The organism is Streptomyces sp. NPDC060064 (assembly GCF_042736455.1).
GTDB lineage: Bacteria > Actinomycetota > Actinomycetes > Streptomycetales > Streptomycetaceae > Streptomyces.
Window position 1 is genome coordinate 17415 of the sequence record NZ_JBHWWF010000051.1, and the last position, 23651, is coordinate 41065.

General features: G+C 68.4%; 17 protein-coding genes. 11 read left to right on the top strand and 6 right to left on the bottom strand.

The annotated features are described in order from the left end of the window. The first annotated feature begins 213 nt into the window (after positions 1-213). On the top strand, positions 214-912 hold the full coding sequence (locus ACFWDI_RS36890) for a DUF4190 domain-containing protein (protein WP_385310974.1): 699 nt from the start codon (positions 214-216) through the stop codon (positions 910-912). A 45-nt stretch (positions 913-957) separates the two neighbouring features. On the opposite strand, the gene ACFWDI_RS36895 is transcribed toward ACFWDI_RS36890, so the two are convergent. Then, a complete protein-coding gene (locus ACFWDI_RS36895; RefSeq protein ID WP_385310976.1) occupies positions 958-2346 on the bottom strand; it encodes a glycoside hydrolase family 18 protein in 1389 nt (462 codons plus the stop codon). A gap of 186 nt (positions 2347-2532) precedes the next feature. On the opposite strand from ACFWDI_RS36895, the gene ACFWDI_RS36900 reads away from it, so the two are divergent. The 6 genes from ACFWDI_RS36900 (at position 2533) to ACFWDI_RS36925 (ending at position 9657) form a co-directional block, all read left to right on the top strand. Continuing rightward, positions 2533-3285, top strand: a complete 753-nt coding sequence (locus tag ACFWDI_RS36900) for a GntR family transcriptional regulator (RefSeq protein ID WP_385310978.1) — start codon at positions 2533-2535, stop codon at positions 3283-3285. 272 nt (positions 3286-3557) lie between these two features. Then, entirely contained in the window at positions 3558-5312 is a 1755-nt protein-coding gene (locus ACFWDI_RS36905; RefSeq protein ID WP_385310980.1) for a purine-cytosine permease family protein, read from the top strand. A gap of 181 nt (positions 5313-5493) precedes the next feature. After that, positions 5494-5673 carry an SPOR domain-containing protein gene (locus ACFWDI_RS36910; protein ID WP_385310982.1) on the top strand — a complete coding sequence of 60 codons (180 nt, stop codon included), beginning with the start codon at positions 5494-5496 and terminating at the stop codon, positions 5671-5673. Between the two features lie 93 nt (positions 5674-5766). Beyond that, complete coding sequence (locus tag ACFWDI_RS36915) at positions 5767-6168, top strand: NUDIX domain-containing protein (RefSeq protein ID WP_385310984.1); 402 nt, start codon at positions 5767-5769, stop codon at positions 6166-6168. A gap of 315 nt (positions 6169-6483) precedes the next feature. Further along, entirely contained in the window at positions 6484-6900 is a 417-nt protein-coding gene (locus tag ACFWDI_RS36920; RefSeq protein ID WP_385311004.1) for an ATP-binding protein, read from the top strand. 168 nt (positions 6901-7068) lie between these two features. Further along, on the top strand, positions 7069-9657 hold the full coding sequence (locus ACFWDI_RS36925; protein ID WP_385310986.1) for a SpoIIE family protein phosphatase: 2589 nt from the start codon (positions 7069-7071) through the stop codon (positions 9655-9657). A 130-nt stretch (positions 9658-9787) separates the two neighbouring features. On the opposite strand, the gene ACFWDI_RS36930 is transcribed toward ACFWDI_RS36925, so the two are convergent. Then, positions 9788-11614, bottom strand: coding sequence for a TPM domain-containing protein (locus tag ACFWDI_RS36930; protein WP_385310989.1), 1827 nt, complete (start codon positions 11612-11614; stop codon positions 9788-9790). 113 nt (positions 11615-11727) lie between these two features. Between ACFWDI_RS36930 and ACFWDI_RS36935 the strand changes: the two genes are divergently transcribed. Next, positions 11728-12873, top strand: coding sequence for a hypothetical protein (locus ACFWDI_RS36935; RefSeq protein WP_385311006.1), 1146 nt, complete (start codon positions 11728-11730; stop codon positions 12871-12873). Positions 12874-12898: 25 nt separating this feature from the next. Here ACFWDI_RS36935 and ACFWDI_RS36940 read toward each other — a convergent pair whose 3' ends face one another. The 4 genes from ACFWDI_RS36940 to ACFWDI_RS36955 all read right to left on the bottom strand — a co-directional run bounded on the left by ACFWDI_RS36940 (position 12899) and on the right by ACFWDI_RS36955 (position 16743). Further along, positions 12899-13675, bottom strand: coding sequence for a succinate dehydrogenase/fumarate reductase iron-sulfur subunit (locus tag ACFWDI_RS36940; RefSeq protein WP_385310991.1), 777 nt, complete (start codon positions 13673-13675; stop codon positions 12899-12901). After that, positions 13672-15612: a fumarate reductase/succinate dehydrogenase flavoprotein subunit gene (locus ACFWDI_RS36945; RefSeq protein WP_385310992.1), complete on the bottom strand. Its 1941-nt coding sequence runs from the start codon at positions 15610-15612 to the stop codon at positions 13672-13674. The genes ACFWDI_RS36940 and ACFWDI_RS36945 overlap by 4 nt, the downstream gene beginning before the upstream one ends. Position 15613: 1 nt before the next feature. After that, entirely contained in the window at positions 15614-16435 is an 822-nt protein-coding gene (locus ACFWDI_RS36950) for a hypothetical protein (RefSeq protein WP_385310994.1), read from the bottom strand. Between the two features lie 62 nt (positions 16436-16497). Continuing rightward, positions 16498-16743: a hypothetical protein gene (locus ACFWDI_RS36955; RefSeq protein ID WP_385310996.1), complete on the bottom strand. Its 246-nt coding sequence runs from the start codon at positions 16741-16743 to the stop codon at positions 16498-16500. Between the two features lie 318 nt (positions 16744-17061). Here ACFWDI_RS36955 and ACFWDI_RS36960 point away from each other — a divergent pair, with 318 nt between their 5' ends. From ACFWDI_RS36960 to ACFWDI_RS36970, 3 genes are all read left to right on the top strand, one after another. Then, entirely contained in the window at positions 17062-19440 is a 2379-nt protein-coding gene (locus tag ACFWDI_RS36960) for an ABC transporter family substrate-binding protein (RefSeq protein WP_385310998.1), read from the top strand. A gap of 245 nt (positions 19441-19685) precedes the next feature. Next, positions 19686-21560 (top strand): translational GTPase TypA, encoded by a 1875-nt coding sequence (typA, locus tag ACFWDI_RS36965; RefSeq protein WP_327325860.1) that lies wholly within the window; start codon positions 19686-19688, stop codon positions 21558-21560. A 411-nt stretch (positions 21561-21971) separates the two neighbouring features. Next, positions 21972-23612, top strand: coding sequence for an ABC transporter substrate-binding protein (locus ACFWDI_RS36970; protein WP_385311000.1), 1641 nt, complete (start codon positions 21972-21974; stop codon positions 23610-23612). Positions 23613-23651 lie beyond the last annotated feature (39 nt).

Consider the following 23651-nt stretch of genomic DNA (forward strand, 5'->3'; position numbering starts at 1 on the left):
GAGGTTGGAATTATCGACTCCTGGGCTCTGCTGTTCTGAGCTCCCACAGGTCCGTTCTCTGTGTGTGGGGGTGGGGGGGGTCGCCGCGGCCACCGCCCCCTTCACCGTTTCCGCCCGGCCGCTCGTGCTGCGAAGTCCACATTCCGTCCCCGTCGTGCTACGCGTATGATCCGCGCGCCTGTTCGTACGATCCCGACGAGGAGTACCGTACCTGTGGACCCATCCACCCAAAGCTGGCAGCCGTATCCGCAGTACGCCCGCAGACCGTCCGTGAACGGCATGTCCATCGCTTCCCTCGTGCTCGGCATCGTGTGCTGTCTGCCACCGCTCGGCCTGGTGTTCGGGCTGATAGCCCTCTCGCAGATCAAGAGGAAGGGCGAGCGCGGCAAGGGCATGGCGGTCGCGGGCATCGTGCTCTCCTCGATCAGCACGCTCCTGGTGCTCGTCGCACTCGCCACCGGCGGGATCGGCGACGCCTGGGACGGCTTCCGGAAGGGCATGGACGAGGCGTCGCGCTCGCGCAGCACGCTCGACCTGCACAAGGGCGACTGCTTCAACGTCCCCGGCGACGAGCTGGAGAGGGAGACCGCGACCGTCAGGGTCGTCGACTGCGCAAAGGAGCACGACGCCGAGGTCACCGGGGCCTTCAAGCTCGAGAAGTCCGACGCCTGGCCCGGCGAGGCGGCGGTCGAACCGGTGGCCGAGAAGCGCTGCACGGAGATCAACAACGCCTATGCGGCGGACGCGTCGGCCGTGCCGGACAGGGCGGAGATGTACTACTACATGCCGAGCGCACGCAGTTGGCGCCTGGGTGACCGGTCGGTGACCTGCGCCTTCGCCGTCACGGAAGGAAAGCTCAAGGGCTCCGTACGGTCCGGAGGCATCCCGTCGGCGGATGAGACCGGCTCCTGAGCCAACGACAGCCCGGGCACCGGTCCCATCCGAATCCCGCGCGCGCTAGCGGCGGGAGAGCCCGCGGTCGACGGCGGTCATCAGCTCGCCGTCGGCCGTGTCCCCGTCCAGGGACCAGAACATCGCGCCGCCCAGGCCCCGGTCACGGATGTACGAGGTCTTGGTGCGCAGCACCTGCGGGTCGTCGTACGTCCACAGGGTGGTGCCGTCGAAGAGCCAGGCATGGCCGTTCCGCCGGTCGCGGTGGAGCGTGTACGTCCCCGAGTCGGCGAGCTTCCTGAGGGCCTTGTAGTCCTCGTAGCCGGCCGCCCAGGTCGCGGGTGCGGGCGCCGCGGCGGGCTGGTTCAGGCCGTCGCCGCCGCCGGTCACGCCCGTCCAGCCCTGGCCGTAGAAGGGCATGCCCATCACCAGCTTGCGGGCGGGGGCGCCGCGGTCGCGCCAGGCGTCGACGGTCTGGTCCACGCTGAAGTCGTTCTTTGCGTAGAGCGCGGACTGCTGGGCGGTGGTCGACTCCCAGGAGCCGTGGAAGTCGTAGCCCTGGAGGTTGACGAAGTCGAGATCGCGCATGATCCTGCGGACCTCGAAGCCCGCGTCGATCTTGGCGGGTGCGGTCGGGACGAAGGCGCTCAGCTCGTAGTGCCTGCGCTTCTGGAGGGACCTGCCGTACGCGTCCAGCTGCGTCCTGAACTCCCGTACCAGAGCGGTGAAGTTCTGTTTGTCCTCGGGGCGGAAGACGGTGTCGGTGTCGCCCGCCGAGCCCGGCCACTCCCAGTCGATGTCGACGCCGTCGAAGAGTCCGGCCGCGGCGCCCGCTCCGCCGCGCGCTCCGTCGACCGGCAGATTGCCCTTGAGGTAGAGGTCGATGCAGGAGGAGACGAAGGCCTTGCGGGAGGCGGGGGTGCGGGCCGCGTCCGAGAAGTGGGTGGACCAGCTCCAGCCGCCCAGGGAGATGAGCACCTTGAGGCCGGGGTGCTTGGCCTTGAGCTCGCGCAGTTGGTTGAAGTTGCCGGCGAGCGGCTGGTCGGCGGTGTCGGCGACGCCGTCCACGGAGTCGGCGGCGTCCAGCGGCCGGGCGTAGTCGGCCCAGGCGTCGGCCTCACCGGGGACATTGCCGGTGAAGCATCTACCGTCGGAACCGACGTTGCCGAAGGCGTAGTTGATGTGGGTGAGCTTGGCCGCCTGGCCGCTGGTGTCCATGTCCTTGACCTGGAAGTCCCGGCCGTAGACGCCCCATTGGGTGAAGTAGCCGACGCGTTTGTACGAGGGCCTCGCGTGCTGCTCGCCCTGGGTGGAGACGTCGGCGGAGTCGGAGGCACGGGCGGAGCCGGTGGCGGTGGCGGAGGCGGAGGCGCTGGGTGCGAGGGCGGCGAGGAGCGAGAGGGAGCAGGCGGCAACGGCCGCCCTGGCAAGGGATCTTCGGCAGTTTCGGCGCATGGCCAGGAAACGTATTGGTCTGGACCATTGAGGTCAAGGGTGCGGGCGCCAAATGGTGGGCATATTCGTGGCTAACCCCTGCGTAAAGGCAAATCATCACTTCGAGTGAAACCTTGGCCCATGCTTGCGGTCAGCAACCCAGGGTTGCCACGCTGTTGCTGTCTGTCAACCTGTTGGGAGTGGCCAGTGACATTCGGTGAGCAGCCCGCCTATCTGCGCGTTGCGAGCGATCTCCGCGAGAAGATCGTCAACGGCTCGCTGCCGCCGCATACCCGTCTCCCTTCGCAGGCGCGGATCCGCGAGGAGTACGGCGTCTCGGACACCGTCGCCCTCGAGGCGCGCAAGGTCCTGATGGCGGAGGGCCTGGTCGAGGGCCGTTCCGGCTCCGGTACGTATGTCCGTGAACGGCCTGTCCCGCGCCCTGTCTCCCGCTCCGGCTACCGACCGCCGTCCGGCGCCAACCCCTTTCGGCAGGAGCAGGCGGAGGAGGGGGCCCGGGGCACCTGGGAGTCCAGCAGCGAGCAGGAGAGGGCGAGCGCTGAGATCGCGGCCCGGCTCGGCATCCAGCTCGGCGATCGGGTGATGCGTACGCGCTATGTCTTCCGGGACGCGGGCGAGGCGATGATGCTCTCCACCTCCTGGGAGCCCCTCGAAGTCACCGGGCGTACACCGGTGATGCTGCCGGAGGAGGGCCCGCTGGGCGGCTGCGGGGTGGTCGAGCGGATGGCCGCCATCGACATCGTCGTGGACAACGTGGCGGAGGAGGTCGGCGCGCGGCCGGGGCTCGCGGAGGAGCTCCTGGCACTCGGCGGCGTACCGGGCCATGTGGTGATGGTCGTCGAGCGGACGTACTACGCCTCGGGGCGGGCGGTCGAGACGGCGGACGTGGTCGTCCCGGCGGACCGCTACCGGATCGCATACCACCTGCCGGTGAAGTGACCCTCGAGGCGGGTTGGGAGGCGGGTTGGGAGGCGGGTTGGGAGGCGGCCCGCAGGCGACTCGCGATGGAGCCGACGATGTGGCCAGTGAGGTGACCCGGGAGGTTACCGCTACCCGGACAGTGTGTCCGGCCTCCGTGACCGCGAGTTAACGCACGCTCCGCGCCCGTAACGCCCGGGCAATCGCCCACTGCGACGGACTGTCATGTCCGGCTCCTACCTTCCCGTCCGTACCCGCAACCCGCACACGGACCGACGAACGGGAAGTCACCGATGACGGACACCGCCACATCTGTCACCAGGGCGCCGGAGCCGGGGGAGCATCAGTCGCCGCCCCGGCGCAGTTACGCGAAACTCGCCGCCGACGAGAGCCGCGAGGACTACTCCCTCCGCTATGCGCCGCACTCCTTCCGCCGCTGGTCGCCCTCGATGGTCGCGGGCACCGCACTCGGCGGCATCGCCTATCTCGCGGACTTCGCGATCGGCGCTTCGATCGTCTTCACCTACGGCTTCACCAGCGGTCTCGCCTCGATCCTCACCGCCGCGGTGATCATCTTCCTCACCGGGATACCGATCGCGCGGGCCTGCGCCAAGTACGGCCTCGACATGGATCTGGTCACGCGCGGCGCCGGCTTCGGCTACTTCGGCTCGACGCTGACCTCACTCATCTACGCCTCGTTCACCTTCATCTTCTTCGCGCTCGAAGGCTCGATCATGGCGCAGGCCATGCACCAGGCCGTTGGACTGCCGGTCGAGATCGGCTATCTGCTCACCACGCTGATCGTCATCCCGATCGTCTTCCGGGGGATGGGCGCGCTGGCGAAGGTGCAGGCATGGACCCAGCCTGTCTGGATCATCGGCATGGTGCTGCCCTTTGTGGTGCTGGCCTTCGAAGCCCCGGACGCCTGGGGCGCGTTCGGGTCCTTCGGCGGTACGGAAGGAGCCGGTTCCGGCTTCTCCTGGATCAGCTTCGGCCTCGGTACGGGCGTCGCGCTCTCGCTCATCGCCCAGATCGGCGAACAGGCCGACTATCTGCGCTTCATGCCGGCCAAGACCGAGGCGAACAAGCGCCGCTGGAACCTCGCCGTGCTCGCCGCCGGACCCGGCTGGGTCATCATCGGGGCGGCCAAGCAGCTCGGCGGCGCCTTTCTCGCCTTCGTGGCGCTGGAGGCCGTCGGCAAGACGCATGCCCTGGAGCCGATCGCCCCGCAGATCGAAGCGCTCAAGCCGTGGCTCGGCTCGGTCGCCCTGCCCGCCGCCGCGCTCTTTGTGATCGTGTCGCAGGTCAAGATCAATGTGACCAATGCCTACAGCGGCTCGCTCTCCTGGTCGAATTTCTTCTCCCGCATCACGCACAAGCACCCGGGCCGCGTCTGGTACATCTTCCTCAACCTCGCCATCGCGCTGACGTTGATGGAGATGAACATGTTCGCGGCCCTCAACAAGCTGCTGGGCTTCTACTCGAACGTGGGCATCGCCTGGATCGCGGCGGTAGCGGCGGATCTTGTCATCAATAAGCGGATCGGACTCAGCCCCAAGTACATCGAGTTCAAGCGGGCCTATCTGTACGCGGTGAATCCGGCCGGCTTCGGTGCGATGGTGATCGCCTCAACCGTCTCGATCCTCGCCTTCTTCGGACTCTTCGGCCGGTACGCCGAGGCCTTCTCGACCTTTATCGCGGCCGGACTCTCCCTGGTGCTCTGCCCGTTGATCGCCTGGGCGACGAAAGGCAAGTACTACCTGGCCAGGCCGAACCCGGTGAACGGACCCGAGGCCGAGATCGAGGACATCACCGCCACCCACACCTGCTCCGTGTGCGAGACGGCGTACGAGCTCCCGGACATCGCCGACTGCCCGGTCCAGTCAGGACCGATCTGCTCACTGTGCTGCTCGCTGGACTCCGAGTGCGGGGATGTCTGCCGCAAGGATCCGGCGGCCAGTGGTCCGGTGCTGATGCCGGTGCCCACGGTGCGTGCGATGCCCCTATTGAGTGTGGTGCCCACGGTGCCCACGGAGCCCACGGACTGAGCAGAGTCGAGGCGACGGGCAGTGAGAGGGGGGCGTATCCGGCCGGATACGCCCCCCTCTCATATCTCTTTGTGAAAACACGTATCCGCTCAGTAAAGGTCAGGCGTAGGCTCGGGCATATGCGTAGTGCGGTTTCCTGGCGATCGTTACAGACCTGCAGGCCGACCCGGGGAGGGGCGCGATGAACGACAATGGCCCTGTGCTCCCCTGGCTCGTCATACGGCAGGACGACAACGGGAACCGCTATCGCGTCGGCAGGTACGCCACCAGGGACGAGGCGCAGCAGATCGCGGACACCCTCGACGGTCGCGGGCACAAGCAGCTCTACTGGGTCGAGCGTATAGGTCAGACCACTCGCTAGCCGTGGTGTGGCGGCCCATTCCACTGCCCTCTTCAGCCGGACTTCGTGCGGGTAGGGTCCAGTGATCAGGTTCCGTATGAGTGAGGGCAGAGGATGTCGGTCTTGATCGACACGGTGGCGTGGGTGCGGGTGGAGAACGGCAGGATCCTCTGTGCGCGCTCCCGGGGTAAGGACGTCTACTACATCCCCGGCGGGAAGCGGGAAGGTGGCGAGAGTGATCTGCAGACCCTGCTCCGTGAGGTCGAAGAGGAACTGGCCGTGGCCGTCCTTCCGGCGACCGTGTCACATGTGGGCACCTACGAAGCCCAGGCTCACGGTCATTCGGACGGTGTCGTTGTGCGCATGAGCTGCTATGCCGGTGACTACCGGGGCACGCTGACGGCCAGCAGTGAGATCGAAGAGATCGCCTGGCTGTCCTACCTCGACCGGACCCAGGTCCCTCCGGTCGATCAACTGCTCTTCGATGAGCTCAAGGCGTCGGGTGAACTGGACTGAGCCTCGTCGGCCGAGGGCTGAGGGCTGAGGGCTGACGTGTTTTCGGCTCGGCATGTCAGCTTCGTGGAAACCGGCTGAGCCAAGGCCCGGCCCGACCATGACGGACCACCAGTTCGTCGACTGATCCGGACCGACCGGCTCTCCAGGCGCGGAGGTGGGCGCACGCGGCCGACTCGTACGCCCGTTCGTGCCACGGTGCGCCCATTGATGCTGCGACGGGGATACCTTGCACCAAATATCGGGTATGTGCTGATTAAACCCCCGAAATAGGGCATGAGTCTGCTGGGTCTGCTGGGTCTGCTGCTGGTCCGGGAAGTGGGCGGCGTGATCGACACTGAAGGCGAATGCGCCGAGTGGACCTTTCCTGCCGAGGCCGACGCCGTGCGCACCGCCCGCCACGTTGTCCGCGACACTCTTCGCGCCTGGGGACTGGATTCGGTGATCGGTGATGTGACCGTGCTGCTGGTCAGTGAGCTGGTGACCAACTCCCTGCGGTACGCATCGGGCCCGATCGGCGTCCGGCTGGTCCGGCCGGAACCGGGCGCCAGTGCCCCCACCCTGCGTGTGGAAGTCTCCGACCCGCTTCCGGATCCCCCCACCGAACGCAGTGCGGAGCTCGATGAGGAGGGCGGTCGCGGTCTGCAACTGGTGGCTTGTACGGCCCGCCGCTGGGGAACGCGGCGGGGCAGAAGCGGCAAGACCGTGTGGTTCGAGCTGGCCCTCACTGGTTAGAAGTGTGAGGGGACAACGATCACGTCGGAGACGGTTCCGGCCGGTTCGGACTCGGCCGAAAATGAACGAGACCGTGCTGTGATCGTGAACGCCGTGTCGGTCGGAGCCGTAGTGCTGAATACTGCGGTCATGGCCGGTCCGGTGCGGTGAGCTGGAGGGGACGGTCGCGTGAGCGAGATACCTGAGACGGCGAGTGGTGTCGTATGGCAGAGCAGCCCGCCTGGCTCGATCTATGACTACATCAAGGTTGCCTCTTTCTCGATCGGCCCCGACGGGCTGGTCGACCAGTGGAGTCGGCGTGCCGTCGACCTCTTCGGCATCACCCCTGACGAGGTCAGGGGCAAGGACCCGATCGAGGTCTTCATGCCGGCAGAGCTGCGCCCGCGCGGCCACCGGAAGGTGGCCGAGATACTCGACGGCAAGGAGTGGACCGGCCTGGTCCCTTTCCGTATGCCGGGTCGGGGCGGCGCGCACGGCATAGCCGAGGTCTATGTGATGCCGAGCGAGACGGAGCGTGGCGACAGGGCTGCACTCTGCATCGTCGTCGACGTCCGCGCGCTGCGCCGGATCGAAACTGATCTCGCCGCTTCGCAGGCCATTTTCGGCCAATCTCCTTTTGGCTTCCTCCTCTTCGGTACGGATCTCACGGTGCAGCGCGCCAACCAGCGCTTCGCCACCGTGTTCGGGGGCTCCGCCGACGACCACCGCGGGCGCACCGTCCATGACTATCTCTCCCGCCCCGAGGCGGAGCGGATGAACGCCTCCCTGCGCCGCGTACTGGAGACCGGCGAATCCGCCATCGACCTCCAGATTGTCGGGAGCCCCCCGGGCAGCGCGGACCGCAGGCACTGGTCGATCAATCTCTACCGGGTGCACAGCGGATCCGGTCACCCCATCGGTGTCGCCGGACTGGGCACCGATGTCACCCGCCGCCAAATCGCCGCCCGCGAGGCCGCGAGCGCCCGGCGCAATCTCGCGCTCCTCAATGAGGCGAGCGCCCGCATCGGCAACTCCCTCGACCTGGAGACCACCGCCCGCGAACTGCTCGACGTCGCCGTCCCCGGCTTCTGCGACCTCGCCTCGGTCGACCTCTACCTGGGACTCCTCACCGGCGACGAGGCCCCGCCCGGACGGGCCGACGGCAGTGCCGAGCTGCGCCGGGTCGCCTTCGCCAGCGCCGTCTCCGACGCCCCGCTGGTGACCACCCCCGGCTGCAGGTCCGAGGGCAGCACCCCGACCGCCGTCGGCGAGGTCCACCGCTATCCCTTCAACTCGCCCTGCGCGAGCGCACTGCGCACCGCCCGGGTCCAGTCGATCCCGGGCGAGGAAGGCACCCTCGTCCAATCCACGCTCGCGGTGCCGATGGTGGCGCACGACACCGTCGTCGGGCTTGTGCAGTTCTCCCGTACGAAGGGCAGCGAGCCCTTCGGTGAACGGGACCGGGCGCTCGCCACCGAGCTCGCCGCCCGCGCCGCGGTCTGTATCGACAACGCCCGGCTCTACCGCAGGGAGCACGAGCGGGCGCTCATCCTCCAGCGCAGCCTGCTCCCGCCCGGCGACCCGGAGGCCGCAGGACTCGACATCGCCTGCCGCTATCTCCCGGGCAATACGGCCACCGAGGTCGGCGGAGACTGGTTCGACGTCATTGAACTGCCCGGCCACCGCACCGCCCTGGTCGTGGGCGATGTGATGGGCCGCGGTCTGCGGGCCGCCGTCGCCATGGGTGAACTGCGCACTGCGGTACGGACCTTGGCGCTGCTGGACCTGGAGCCCGCGGAAGTACTCTCCGCGCTCGACGAGATCGCCCGCGGCCTCGGCAGCCCCAGCGGCGCCCAGCAGGCCTCCCGTGTCGCCCACAAGTCCCGCGACGCCGACCTCTCCGAGGTCTATCTCGCGACCTGTGTCTACGCCGTCTACGACCCGGTCACCCGACGCTGCACCTTCGCCAACGCCGGCCATCTGCCGCCCGTCCTCGTCGAACCGGGGGAGGAGGCGCTGCTGCTCGACGTGCCGCCGGGGATGCCGCTCGGCGTGGGCGGCGAGCCCTTCGAGGAGGTGGAGGTCGAGCTTCCGGAGGGCGCCCTCCTCGCGCTCTACACCGACGGGCTCGTCGAATCCCGGGACCACCCGCTCGACGAGGGCCTGCGCGCCTTCCGGACCGCGCTCACCGATCCCTCCCGCCCGGCGCCCGGCCACCACCCCTCGACGACAGCGCTGCGCGCCGACCCCTCGCGTTCCCTGGAAGACGTCTGTGACCATGTGCTGAACACTCTCGACACCCGGCACGGCGAGGACGACATCGCCCTGCTCATGGCCCGCGTCCAGGGGCTGCCCACGGAGGCGGTCGGCGACTGGCGGCTGCCGCGTGAGCCCCGCTCTGTGGGGCGGGCCCGCGAGCTGGCCCGCGCCCAGCTGATCACCTGGGGCCTCGAAGGGCTGGTGGACACGGTCGAGCTGCTCGTCAGCGAACTGGTCACCAACGCCCTGCGGTACGGCGAGGACGAAATTCGGCTGCGCCTGCTGCGCGACCGCACCCTTGTCTGCGAAGTGTGGGACGCCGGCCTCGTGCAGCCCAGGCGCCGACGGGCCCGCGACACCGACGAGGGCGGCCGAGGACTGCAGCTCGTCGGACTGCTGAGCGCGGCCTGGGGCTCGCGCCGGACCCCACGTGGCAAGACGGTCTGGTTCGAACTCCCCTTGCCCGACGGTGACTCGATGGCCGAGCCCACCGTCGAGCAGCTGCTCAGCATGTTCTGACAGGGCGGACAGTAAGGCGAACAGCAGAGCGGTCAGCAAGCCGGGCAGTAAGCCGGGTAGTAAGGAGGACGGTGCGGCTGCCCCGGCTGGGAGGCGCCCGTCGCGCCCGTCGCGCGTATGGGGAGTCGTGTCAGAAGCGGCCGTCCCCGAGGCGGCCGCGGGTGCCCCCGCCGCCGAAACGGGCGGGCCCGCCGCCGAAGCCGCCGCCTCCGGAGCCCCCTCCACCTTCCCCTCCCGAACCCCCGCCATAACCCCCGCTCCTTCCTCCGCCGTCGGACAGTCCGCCGAGGATGATCCCGCCGAGCACCGCGCCCCCGAGACCGCCCCTCGCATTTCCTGCTCCTTGTACACCGCCCGGCCCGAAGGGGTTCCCATATGCCCGCACGTCTTCTTCGGCCAGGTTCTGCGCCCGCCGCGCCTGAGCGTCCGCCTGCTGCGCCTCGGCCAGCGCGCCCCGCGGATCACCGGAACCACCCGAGCCGCCCGAGTCCCCGGAACCACCCGACCCGGCCGGCTCAACCGCCCGCTCCAGCCGCCGCTCCGCCTCCGCCAGCCGCGTCCGTGCCTCGCTGCCGACCACTCCGCGATGCGTGGTGATGTAGTCGGCGGCCGCACCGATCGTGGAACGCGCGCCGAGCATCGCCTGATCGAGCAGTGCACGGGCCCGCCGCGCCCCCTGCTCGTTCTCGCGCGCCCCCGCCAGTGCCTCGTCGAGCGCGGCATCCGCCTCCTCGACCCGGCGCAGCGCGTCGATCGGGTCGTACGAACCCGCCTCCTGCTCCCCGCGTATCTCCGCGGCCACCTTCGCGGCCCGCGCGATACGCCCCTGGAGGTCGCCCGTCGAGACCCCTTCCGAGGTGCCCTTCAGCAGCCCACGCGCCTCGGCCAGCTCCGTGTCCGTCCCGATGAGCGCGCCGGGCAGCTTGCCGGCCGCCTCCGCGAGCTCCTGCGCGCGCCGGTCCACGGACTCGATGAGCCTCCTCGCCTGCGCGACGGCACCCTCCGCGGCCCGTATCTGCACGGCGGCCGCGCCCATGTCGGACGCGTCGACCGCCTGGCCTGCCCGGTCGAGACCGGTCTTCGCGAAGACCAGCCGGTCCGTGGCCTGCTCGACATTGCTCGCGACGGGCGCGGCGGCGGAGGCGGCGTACCGCTCACGCATCATGCCGAGCGTGGCCTCCGCCGTGACGGCGCGTCCGCTGAGATCGGTGTAGGCGGCTCCGGCGGTGGCGAGAGCCTGCTGCGCGTTCTGCTCCAGGGCGCGCAGCCGGTCGAAGTCCTCGGACTCCGCGTCCAGTCGCCGGTTGGCGGCCGTACACCGCGCGACGATTTCGTCGAGCATCCGCCGGCGGGTCGCGGCGTTCTCCGGGCGGGCGTCGTCCAGCTGCTGACGCAGCCGGAAAGCCGCCGCCAGCTCGCTCTTCGCGTACTCCACCGCGTCGTTGAAGGGCTTGGCAGCCGCCTCGCCGAACTGGGCGGTGGCGAAGCCGAGTTCCTCCTGGCTGGTGCGCAGCGCGTCGTCGGTGTCGACAAGAGTCTGCTTGGCCTGGGCGTCGAGTTCGGGCAGCGGCGGCTGCGGATGCTGCGGCGTGCCCCAGCCCTCCTGGCCGCCCTGCGGTGTGGTGCGGGTCGCGCTCCGCTTCCTGCGCTTGGCGTAGCTGTAGGCCGCGATCCCGACGGCCCCGCCGACGACCGCGATCGGCAGCACCAGATCTGCCCCCGTCCCGGCAGCGTCGCTTCCACCCGGATCGGCCTCGCCCGGGGTGCCGGCCGCAGCGGGCACGGGCTGCGCGACCTGCGGCTTCCGGTCGCCCAGACCCCCGACCCGATCGATGATCCGACCCTCGCGGGACAGGCCGACGGGGTCGTCGGCGAGGGCGCATCGAGCGGCGGGCACAACCAGCCAGCACGCCGCCACCAGTACGGCGAGCAGGAGCCTGGCGGCTATTCGCGTCACATTTGGGAGGCTATGTCGACCGTTGGGCCTGCGCGACCGGACGGGTGCCCGACCCGGATTGTCAGAGCCGTGATCTAGCCTTGCGGCGCATGGGGACCAAAGAGCAGGTGGGGATGCGTGAGCGCGTACGGGCGCTGCGTGGAGCTTTGGGTGCGCGTGCGCTCCTACGAAGGTGGCGCAGCCCCCGCCTGAGGTGGCCCAAGCGGATCGCGCTCAGCCTTGCCCTCCTCCTCCTTGTCCCCGCTCTCACCGGCGCGATCGCGCTGCGCGCCAACTACGCGGGTGACATCCAAGAAGGCACGAGGACGCGTGGCAAGGACGCCATCTGGCTCGGTCACGCCTGGGTGGACGGCCGAAAGAAGAACGCCGACCTGGACGCTTTTGCCCGGCGCGTACGGGGGACCGGGATACGGGACCTGTACGTCCACGCCGGGCCGCTCGAGCATGACGGGACGCTGCCCACCGACCGCTATGCACGTGCGCGGTGGCTGATCGACGCCGTACACCGGAAGATCCCTGGTATACGCGTGCAGGCCTGGCTCGGCGACAAGCTGGCGAGCGAGGGGCCCGTCGGACTGCGGCTGCCCGACGCCGGCACCCGGGCCGCCGTCGTGCGCTCCACCACGCAGATCCTCGACGCGGGCTTCGAAGGCGTCCACTACGACCTGGAGCCACTGCACTCCGGCGACCGCGACTATCTGTCCCTGCTGGACGATCTGCGCGAGCTGACGCGTGCCCGAAAGGTCCCGCTCTCGATAGCGGCCCACCAGATCGACCCGCTGCCCGCACTCCACTCCGTCGCCGGCGGGCTCACAGGGCACCCCAAGTGGTGGTCGCAGGAGTTCTTCGGCCAGGTCGCCCGCCGGGTCGACCAGATCGCCGTGATGTCCTACGACACCTCCATGCCGCTGAAGAGTCTGTACGGCGGCTATGTCGCCCAGCAGACCAGCCTCGCCCTCGAAGTCACGCCCGAGGACACCGACTTGCTGATGGGGCTGCCCTTTTTCCACGAGGACGACATCGGGCACCGCGAGTCCGCGGAGACGGTCGCGGCCGCGATCCGTGGCACCCGGCTGGGCCTGGGGCGCACGGACCGCGGCCGTGAGCGGTTCGGGGTTGCGCTGTATGTCGACTTCGCGGCGGAGGAGGGCGACTGGACGGCGTACCGAGAAGGATGGGGGAGCCCCGCCGCCGATCCCGGACAGCCAGTCCCAGCTACGCAGGCGCCGCCGGCCAGTCCACGCCAGGCAGCCCCATGAGTCGGCTCCCGCCTGCCGTCCCTCGCTAGTCAGCCGCCCCGCGGCGCTTGATCTTGCTGCCCAGCCACACCAGCGGGTCGTACTTACGGTCCACCGCCCGTTCCTTCAGCGGGATCAGCGCATTGTCCGTGATCTTGATGCCCTCGGGGCACACCTCCGTACAGCACTTCGTGATGTTGCAGTACCCGAGCCCGTGCTCGTCCTGTGCGGACTTCTTGCGGTCCAGGCCCGCTTCGGCCGCCGCGTCCAGCGGATGCATGTCCAGCTCCGCCACCCGCATCAGGAAACGCGGACCAGCGAACGCGGCCTTGTTCTCCTCGTGGTCGCGCACCACATGACAGGTGTCCTGGCACAGGAAGCACTCGATGCACTTGCGGAACTCCTGCGAGCGGTCCACATCCATCTGCTGCATCCGGTAGTCACCCGCCTTCACCCCCGGCGGCGGCACGAAGGAGGGCACCTCCCGTGCCTTCGCGTAGTTGAAGGACACATCTGTGACCAGGTCCCGCACCACAGGGAACGCCCGCAGCGGCGTCACCGTGATCGTCTCCTCCCGCGAGAAGACCGACATCCGGGTCATGCACAACAGCCGCGGCCGGCCGTTGATCTCGGCGCTGCACGAACCGCACTTGCCCGCCTTGCAGTTCCAGCGGACCGCGAGGTCGGAGGCCTGGGTGGCCTGGAGGCGGTGGATGATGTCGAGGACGACCTCCCCGTCGTTCACCTCGACGGCGAAGTCCTCCAGCGCCCCGCCGTCCGCATCACCGCGCCAGACCCTGAAGGCCGCTTTGTAGCTGCTCACTCGTAGAGCTCCTCTTCGGCGAGGTACTTGACCAGCTCCTCCTTCTCGAAGAGAGCGAGCAGGTCGGGTCGGATGGGCTCGGTCGTCTTCCGAGCGAGCGAGACCTGGCCGCGCACCGGATCGGTGGCCGCCAACCCTCCAGTCGGATCGATCAGTTGGCACAGCAGATTGACCCGCCGCCACTCGCGCTCCATGGTGGGGCAGTCCTCGCGAGTGTGCCCGCCGCGGCTCTCCGTGCGCTCCAGTGCAGCCCGCGCGATGCACTCGCTGACCATCAGCATGTTGCGCAGGTCCAGCGACAGGTGCCAGCCGGGGTTGAACTGCCGATGGCCCTCGACTCCGGCCCGCCGGGCCCGTACCCGCAGGTCGGCCAGTTTCTCCAGGGCCTGCCGCATCTCTGCCTCGCGGCGGATGATGCCGACCAGGTCGTTCATCGTCTGCTGGAGCTCCTGGTGGAGGGTGTACGGATTCTCGGGCGGCCGCCCGTTCTCCTCACCCGGCTGCGGGCCCTCGGCGCTGAACGGACGCAGTGCCTCCGCCGCGGCCTCGTCGATCTGGACCTCCTCCACCGCCGGGCGTTCGCCGAGCCCCTGCGCGTACTCGGCGGCGTGCAGCCCCGCCCGTCGGCCGAAGACCAGCAGGTCGGACAGGGAATTCCCACCGAGCCGGTTGGAGCCGTGCATCCCGCCCGCGACCTCGCCCGCCGCGAACAGGCCGGGGACCCCGACCGCCGCCGCGGTGTCGGACTCGACGGCGATGCCGCCCATCACGTAGTGGCAGGTCGGGCCGACCTCCATCGCCTCTGCCGTGATGTCGACATCCGCCAGCTCCTTGAACTGGTGGTACATCGACGGCAGCCGGCGCCGGATCACCTCGGCCGGCATACGGGTGGAGACATCCAGGAACACCCCGCCGTGCGGGGAGCCGCGGCCCGCCTTCACCTCGGAGTTGATGGCGCGGGCCACCTCGTCGCGCGGCAGCAGCTCGGGAGGACGCCGGTTGTGGTCCGGGTCCTCGTACCAGCGGTCGCCCTCCTCCTCCGACTGCGCGTACTTCTCCTTGAAGACGTCCGGGACGTAGTCGAACATGAACCGCTTGCCCTCGGAATTGCGCAGCACCCCTCCGTCGCCACGCACCGATTCGGTGACCAGGATCCCCTTCACCGAAGGCGGCCAGACCATGCCGGTCGGATGGAACTGCACAAACTCCATGTTGAGCAGCGGCGCGCCGGCCAGCAGCGCGAGCGCGTGCCCGTCGCCGGTGTACTCCCAGGAGTTCGACGTCACCTTGAAGGACTTGCCGATGCCGCCGGTGGACAGCACCACGGACGGCGCCTCGAGAACGAAGAAGCGCCCGGACTCGCGCTCGTAGCAGAAGGTACCGGAGACCCTGTCCCCGTCCTTCAGCACACGCGTGACCGTGCACTCCTGGAAGACCTTCAACCGGGCTTCGTAGTCCCCGAATTCTTCCTTGTCCTCCTGCTGCAGCGAGACGATCTTCTGCTGCAGGGTGCGGATCAGCTCCAGGCCGGTACGGTCGCCGACATGCGCCAGGCGCGGGTATTCGTGCCCGCCGAAGTTGCGCTGGGAGATCTTCCCGTCGGCCGTACGGTCGAAGAGCGCGCCCCAGGTCTCCAGCTCCCAGACCCGGTCGGGCGCCTCGCGCGCGTGCAGCTCCGCCATCCGCCACTGGTTGAGGAACTTTCCGCCGCGCATGGTGTCGCGGAAGTGCACCTTCCAGTTGTCGCCGGCGTTCACATTGCCCATGGAGGCGGCGATGCCGCCCTCGGCCATCACTGTGTGGGCCTTGCCGAAGAGGGACTTGCAGATCACCGCAGTACGGGCGCCCCGCTCGCGCGCCTCGATGGCGGCGCGCAGGCCCGCGCCGCCCGCACCCACCACCACGACGTCCCACTGCTGTCGTTCGAGTTGCGTCATGTCAGAAGAACCTCGGATCGTCGAAGGCACCGGACGCGACGAGATAGACGTAGAAGTCGGCGAGCGCGACGCTGATCAACGACGCCCATGCGAGCAGCGCGTGGCGTTCGTTCAGCGTGCCGACCCAGCCCCACAGGCGGTAGCGCACCGGATGTTTGGAGAAATGCTTCAGCCGGCCGCCGATGATGTGCCGGCAGGAGTGGCAGGAGAAGGTGTACGCCCAGATCAGCACGATGTTGATCAGGAAGACGAGGGTGCCGAGGCCCATATGGCCCCATTCGTAGTGCTCGTCGCGGAAGGCGAGCACGGTGTCGTACGTGAGGATTCCGGCGACCGGGATCGCGGCGTAGAAGAAGTACCGGTGGATGTTCTGCAGGATCAGCGGGAAGCGGGTCTCCCCGGTGTACTTCTTGTGCGGCTCGGCGACCGCGCAGGCCGGGGGCGAGGCCCAGAAGCCCCGGTAGTAGGCCTTGCGGTAGTAGTAGCAGGTCAGCCGGAAGCCCAGCGGGAAGATCAGGATCAGCAGCGCGGGGGACAGGCCCCACCAGCTGCCGAAGATCTCCCAGTTGGGGCCGTTGCGCATGGGTGCGCAGTTCTCGGCGAGGCAGGGCGAGTAGAACGGCGAGACATACGGCGCTGCGTAGTAGTCGGCGTTCGAGAAGGCGCGCCACGTCGAGTAGACGATGAAGGCGAGCAGCCCGGCGGCGGTCAGAGCGGGCGTGAGCCACCAGCGGTCCGTCCGCAGATGGCGGGGACCGATGGCGGCGCGCGTGGCGCTCTGTACGCCTGTATTGATTTGTGGTGGTTCGGTACCAGTGGCCAACGAAGGCTCCGTATGGAGTGGGATCGGGTGTGGGCTCCGGTGTGCCTACGGGCCGGGGCCGGTCAGGGTGCGTGCCGGTCGCGCGCTCCGAGCCCCTCGTCGTCCGTGTCCGTCCACAGCGCGCTGTTGTACGGGGTGTCGGGGATGGTGACCAGCTCGGGGCGACCCGGTGATTTCGACGGGGCGGGCGCCGGCGTGGCCGGGCCGGCGGCCCGCAGCTGGTCAACGGTGCTCTCCAGCTGCCCGACGCGCTGGAGCAGCTCGTCGAGACGGTGCTGAATCGCCGTCAGTTCTTCCTGCTCGGACATGACTTGCCCTCACTTCCGCAGGGTGCGGTGGCATCGCTCATGCGCCTGCGAGTGTCGCGCGTCACGTCCCCGCTTGTGAAGGGACGTGCAGGGATTCCCGGCGCATGCGCTTCCGGCGCGCCCCTCATGGTTCGTATTTTGCTCCCCATTTTCTACCTTTCTAAAGCGATATGTCGGATTCTGCATTGGGCCGCACGGGTGGCCTTGAGGGGGAGGCCGCCGTGTCTCCGTCATCTGTCCGGTTCCGTCCACTTCAGTGGACGGGAATCGGTGTGATCATCTCTAAATTCCATAAACCAGGACGAAGAGGTACAAGTCATGTCCCAGGTCGACGCCCCACGCGGGAGGACATGCTCCCGAACGCTCCGCTCCGTCGCGCTTCTGACCAGCGGGGTGCTCGCTCTGTCGGTCCTGACCGCCTGCAGCTCGGGCGAGGACGAGAGCGATGCTCCGGCGGCAGCCCAGGACATCGCCCCCGCCGCACGGGACCTGGTCGCCGACGGAGGGACGCTGCGCTGGGCGGTCGACGCGTTGCCCACCACCCTCAACGCCTTCCAGGCCGATGCCGACGCCGCCACGACGCGTATCACCGGGGCCGTGCTTCCCTCCCTCTTCAGGCTCGACGGGCGCGGCCGTCCGCAGCTCAACCCCGACTACCTCGAGTCCGCCGAGATCGTCGAGCGCGAGCCCAAGCAGGTCGTGCTCTACAAGCTCAATCAGCAGGCGGTGTGGAGCGACGGCAGGGAGATCGGGGCGCCCGACTTCGTCGCCCAGTGGCACGCGCTGAGCGGCAGGGACTCCGCGTACTGGACCGCGCACAATTCCGGCTACGAGCGGATCGAGAAGATCGAGAAAGGTGCCAGCGACCTTCAGGTCAAAATCACCTTCAACAAGCCGTACGCGGACTGGCGGTCCCTTTTCACCCCGCTCTACCCCAAGGAAGTGACGGGGACCCCGGACTCCTTCAACGACGGAGCCCGCAGCACGCTCAAGGGGATGGCCGGCCCCTTTCAGCTGGAGTCGACCGACATCAAGGCCGGCACGGCCACGCTCGTACGCAATCCCCGCTGGTGGGGGCAGGCGGCCAAGCTGGAGCGGATGGTGCTGACCGCGGTGCCGCGCGACAAGCGCGCCGCCGCGCTCGCCGCCGGCAGCCTCGACATCGCGGAGATCGACCGGCACGCCGCGGACCGTATCTCTCTCGCGCTACGGGACAAGGGCGCGGGCGGCCAGGCACTCACTCACGGCCCGGGCGCCGAGACCACCCCCTCTGCCGCGCTCAAGTCCTGGGCGCTGGCGAACGGCTCCGACGACGGGAAGGCCCGGGCCGCCCAGCAGGCCCGCAGGCAGAGTGCCGATGCGGCCGAGGCGTACGCCAATGAGCAGACCGCCCTCCGCGGTTTCGTGCTCCGCAAGTCGCTGGAGCCCGCGTACACGCAGCTCGCGCTGAACGGTGAGTCCGGCCCGCTCTCCGACGACCGGGTGCGCCGCGCAGTGGGCCGGGCGCTGAACCGCAAGGAGCTCGCGGCGGCCGTACTGACCCCGCTCGGGCTGCCGGCCCATCCGCCCGGCAGCCATCTGGCGCTGGCCGGGCAGCGGGCGTACGCCGACAACAGCGGTGCGCTCGGTGAGCAGAGCACCAAGGAGGCGCAGGCGCTGTTGGCCGACGCCGGCTGGACGCCCGGCGGAGCGCTCGAGAAGCCCCACCCGGCCAAGGCGGGCGGTGAGGGCGGCAGCAGCAAGAAAGCGGAACCCGGCCGGCAGGCAGCGCCGAGCGCAAAGGCAGCACCGAGCGTAAAAGCAGCGCCGAGCGTAAAGGCAGCCCCGGGCCAGGCGTCGCTCAGGACGAAGACGGAGGAAGAGCAGGAGGACAGGCCGTCCAACGAGGGGATGTACATCGTCGGTGACGACAAGCCCGCGAATGCCGGCCACGGCGCCGAGACCGGCACCGGCGGTACGCGCATTCTCGCCCCCGCCCCCGGGGCGGCCATCCAGGGCGATGCTCTGCGGCAGCGGGCCGAGGCGCTGGACGACGACACCGAGAACAAGGCCGGGTCCAAGGTCAAGGGGCGGAAGGGCGGGGTGGCCGGAGCGTACGCCCCGCGCGGGACCGCGGCACCGGCCCGCGTCGCCCGCCCGCTCGGCAAGGACGGCAAGCCGCTCACGCTGCGCTTCGTCCTCCCCGCGGGGCCCGGCTCCGAGACGCTGCGCACCGTCGGCGACAAGATCTCCAAGATGCTCGACCGCATCGGCGTCCACACCGAGATCACCAAGGTCGGCGACGATGCCTTCTTCAGGGACCACATCGCCTCGGGCGCCTACGACCTGGCCCTCTACTCCTGGCCCGCCACCGCCTTCCCGGCGACCGACGCCCGGCCGATCTTCGCCAAGCCCCAGCCCGCCAGTGACGGCTCGCTCCTGGTGGAACAGAACTACACCCGCGTCGGCAGCGACTACATCGACCAGCTCTTCGACCAGGCCGCCGCCGAGCTGGACGAGGACAAGGCCCGCGATCTGGTGCGCCGGGCGGATGCCCGGATCTGGGCAGCGGCCGGATCCATTCCGCTCTACCAGCGTCCAGAGCTGGTGGCGGCCAAGCCTCAGGTGGTCAATGCCGGAGCCTTCGGCTTCGCGGCACCCCGGTACCAGGACATTGGGTTCAAGAAGGCCGAAAGTTCGAAGACTACTAAGAAGTAGCAGGTCAGAACCTCAGAACTGGCTCAAGTCCCTTGCCCGCCGGCAGCGCCGGCGGGCAAGCTCGTACCAACCCTTGACCCAGGCTTTTTTCGCACCCCCAGCGCACCAGAACCCCCTCCCGATCGGCCCGGGAAGCCCCGGACGCGACGGCCCCGTACCATGGGGATTAGCCGTGGCCTGTCCGCCCGGCGGGCGTACGAGGAAAACAACGCCGCATCCCACGATCGAGAGAAGCGCCAGCCAGCATGCCCACGCGCCACGACATCCGTAACGTTGCCATCGTCGCCCACGTCGACCATGGCAAGACCACCCTGGTCGACGCCATGCTGAAGCAGGCCGGCGCCTTCGCCGCGCACGCCGCCGAGCACCTCGACGACCGCATGATGGACTCGAACGACCTGGAGCGTGAGAAGGGCATCACGATCCTGGCGAAGAACACCGCCGTGAAGTACCACCCCAAGGCCGGCGGGGCCCCGATCACCATCAACATCATCGACACCCCCGGCCACGCCGACTTCGGCGGCGAGGTGGAGCGCGGTCTGTCGATGGTGGACGCGGTCGTCCTTCTCGTCGACGCCTCGGAGGGCCCGCTCCCGCAGACCCGCTTCGTGCTCCGCAAGGCCCTCCAGGCCCGGATGCCCGTCATCCTCTGCATCAACAAGACGGACCGCCCGGACTCCCGGATCGACGAGGTCGTCAATGAGACCTACGACCTGTTCCTGGACCTGGACGCGGACGAGGAGCAGATCGAGTTCCCGATCGTCTACGCCTGTGCCCGTGACGGCGTCGCCTCGCTGACCAAGCCGGAGGACGGCACCGTCCCGGCCGACAGCGAGAACCTCGAGCCGTTCTTCAACACGATCCTCGAGCACGTCCCGGCCCCGGAGTACGACGAGGCCGCGCCGCTCCAGGCCCATGTCACCAACCTGGACGCCGACAACTTCCTCGGCCGTATCGCCCTCTGCCGCGTCGAGCAGGGTGAGCTGAAGAAGGGCCAGACCGTCACCTGGATCAAGCGTGACGGCTCGATGTCCAACGTCCGCATCACCGAGCTGCTGATGACCGAGGCGCTCACCCGCAAGCCGGCCGAGAAGGCGGGCCCGGGCGACATCTGCGCCATCGCCGGTATCCCGGACATCATGATCGGTGAGACCCTCGCCGACACCGAGAACCCGATCGCGCTTCCGCTGATCACGGTCGACGAGCCCGCGATCTCGATGACCATCGGTACGAACACCTCGCCGCTGGTCGGCAAGGGCGGCAAGGGCCACAAGGTCACCGCCCGCCAGGTGAAGGACCGCCTGGACAAGGAGCTCGTCGGTAACGTCTCGCTCCGCGTCCTGGACACCGAGCGCCCCGACGCCTGGGAGGTCCAGGGCCGCGGTGAGCTCGCGCTGGCCATCCTGGTCGAGCAGATGCGCCGTGAGGGCTTCGAGCTGACCGTCGGCAAGCCCGAGGTGGTCACCAAGCAGGTCGACGGCAAGACGTACGAGCCGATCGAGCGCATGACGATCGACTCTCCCGAGGAGCACCTCGGCGCCATCACCCAGCTGATGGCGACGCGCAAGGGCCGTATGGAGACCATGACCAACCATGGCTCGGGCTGGATCCGCATGGAGTGGATCGTCCCGTCCCGCGGTCTGATCGGCTTCCGTACGGAGTTCCTGACCCAGACCCGTGGCACGGGCATCGCGCACTCCATCTTCGAGGGCCACGAGCCGTGGTTCGGCGAGCTGCGCACCCGTAACAACGGCTCGCTGGTGGCGGACCGTTCGGGCTCGGTGACGCCGTTCGCGATGATCAACCTTCAGGAGCGCGGTGTCATCTTCACGGAGGCCGGCACCGAGGTCTACGAGGGCATGATCATCGGTGAGAACTCGCGCTCCGACGACATGGACGTGAACATCACCAAGGAGAAGAAGCTCACCAACATGCGTGCCGCGTCCGCGGACACCACCGAGAACGTGGTGCCGCCGCGCAAGCTGTCGCTGGAGCAGTCCCTGGAGTTCTGCCGCGACGACGAGTGCATCGAGGTGACCCCGGAGACGGTCCGTATCCGCAAGGTCGTCCTGGACCAGAAGGAGCGCGGCCGTACCGCCTCCCGCGCCAAGCGCAACTGACGTCGCGTCAGCACTGCGCCGTAGCGACGGCCCGGCCCCCCGCAGACACTGTGGGGGGCCGGGCCGTTCGTCAACTCGTTTTCATGGCCCATGTGTCCGGATATCGAGCGTAGCTCTCCGGAACATGTGTTAACGGTCCGTTTCGCGGGTGTCTGTCTGTGATCGCTTTGTCCGGATTTCGGGCACGCAGAGCCTGGTGATGTTGTCAAAACGAGACCCTTTAAGTGTGGTTTACGGCTCGGGCGTACTTAATAGTTGGCTCCATTGAGCTCGGGTCAATGGGTCATGCGCTGTGGGGAGCGCCGACTCACGAGCACACTCGGGGTACGTGACGTGTCCGCTGTCAGGGGTGTCAGCGCGCGTAGATGTCCCCTTCTTGTAGTGACAAAGTGGACTCATGAGGAGGAACCCATGCGCGGTGCCAAGAGCGCCAAGTGGGTAGCGGGTGCGATAGTTGTCGCCCTGGCAGCGACCGCCTGTGGCGGCGGCAGTGACAGCGGCGACGACATGAACGCTGGTAAGGCCGACCCCAACGGGATTCTGGTCGCCCAGCTGAGCGAGCCGCAGAACCCGCTGCAGCCGGCGAACGCCAAGGAGAGCCAGGGCAGCCGTGTCCTGCGCACGATTTTCTCCGGGCTCGTCGACTACGAGCCGGGCACCGGCAAGCTCACCTACATCAACGCCGAGTCGGTCACGCCGAACGCCGACTCGTCCGTGTGGACCGTCAAGCTCAAGCAGGGCTGGAAGTTCCACGACGGCACCCCGGTGACCTCGAAGTCCTACGTGGACTCCTGGAACTGGTCTGCCAACGTCAAGAACAACCAGACCAACTCCAGCTGGTTCCAGGACATCAAGGGCTACGCCGACGTCCACCCCGAGAAGGGTGACCCGAAGGCGACCACGATGTCCGGTCTGAAGGTCGTCGACGACACCACCTTCACCATCACCCTGTCCGGCTCGGTCTCGTACTTCGCGTACAAGCTCGGCTACGACGTCTGGGCGCCGCTGCCCGAGGGCTTCTTCAAGGACCCGAAGGGCTACGGCGAGAAGCCGATCGGCAACGGTCCCTACAAGTTCGAGTCCTGGGACCACAAGAAGCTGATCAAGGTTCGCAAGTTCGACGGTTACACCGGGCCCAACAAGGCCAAGAACGGTGGCATCGACTTCAAGAACTACACGACCGCCGAGGCCGCGTACTCGGCCCTGCGCTCCGACCAGCTCGACTGGATCGAGCAGGTCCCGGTCACCGCGCTGAAGAACTACAAGCAGGACCTCGGCGACCGCGCGATCGACCAGGAGTACTCCGCGGTCCAGTCGCTCGTCCCGGCGTTCTACACGCCGCAGTTCAAGAACATCAACCCCAAGGTCATCCAGGGCCTGTCGATGGCGATCGACCGCCCGACGATCACCAAGACGGTTCTGAACGGCACCCGTGAGCCGGCCGACTCCTACGTCGCCCGTGGTGTGCTCGGCTACAAGGCCGGTGCCCTCGGTGACGTCGTGAAGTTCGACCCGGCCAAGGCCAAGGCCCTCATCAAGGAGGGTGGCGGCGTCCCGGGCAACAAGATCTCGATCCAGTTCAACGCGGACCAGCCGCACAAGGCCTGGGTCGACGCGGTCTGCAACAGCATCCGTCAGTCCACCGGCGTGGAGTGCGTCGGCGACTCGAAGCCGGACTTCCAGACCGATCTGAACGCCCGTGACGGCAAGAAGGTCAAGTCCATGTACCGCGGTGGCTGGGTGCTCGACTACCCGGTCAACTCCAACTTCATGCGCGACCTGTACGGCACCACGGCCGCCGGTAACACCAGCGGCTACTCGAACAAGGCGTTCGACGAGCTGACCGCCAAGGCGGACAAGGCCAAGACGCTCGACGAGACGGTGAAGATGTACCAGGAGGCCGAGCAGATGCTCAAGGCCAACATGCCGTCGATCCCGCTCTGGTTCTACAAGACCAACTCGGGTCAGTCCAAGAACGTCTTCGGCAAGATCGTCTACGGCCAGGACGGCGACCCGATCTTCGACGAAGTCCAGGTCAAGGCCAAGAAGTAAGCATCGGGAACCGAAGGCCGGTGCCGCCGCTCCGAGAGG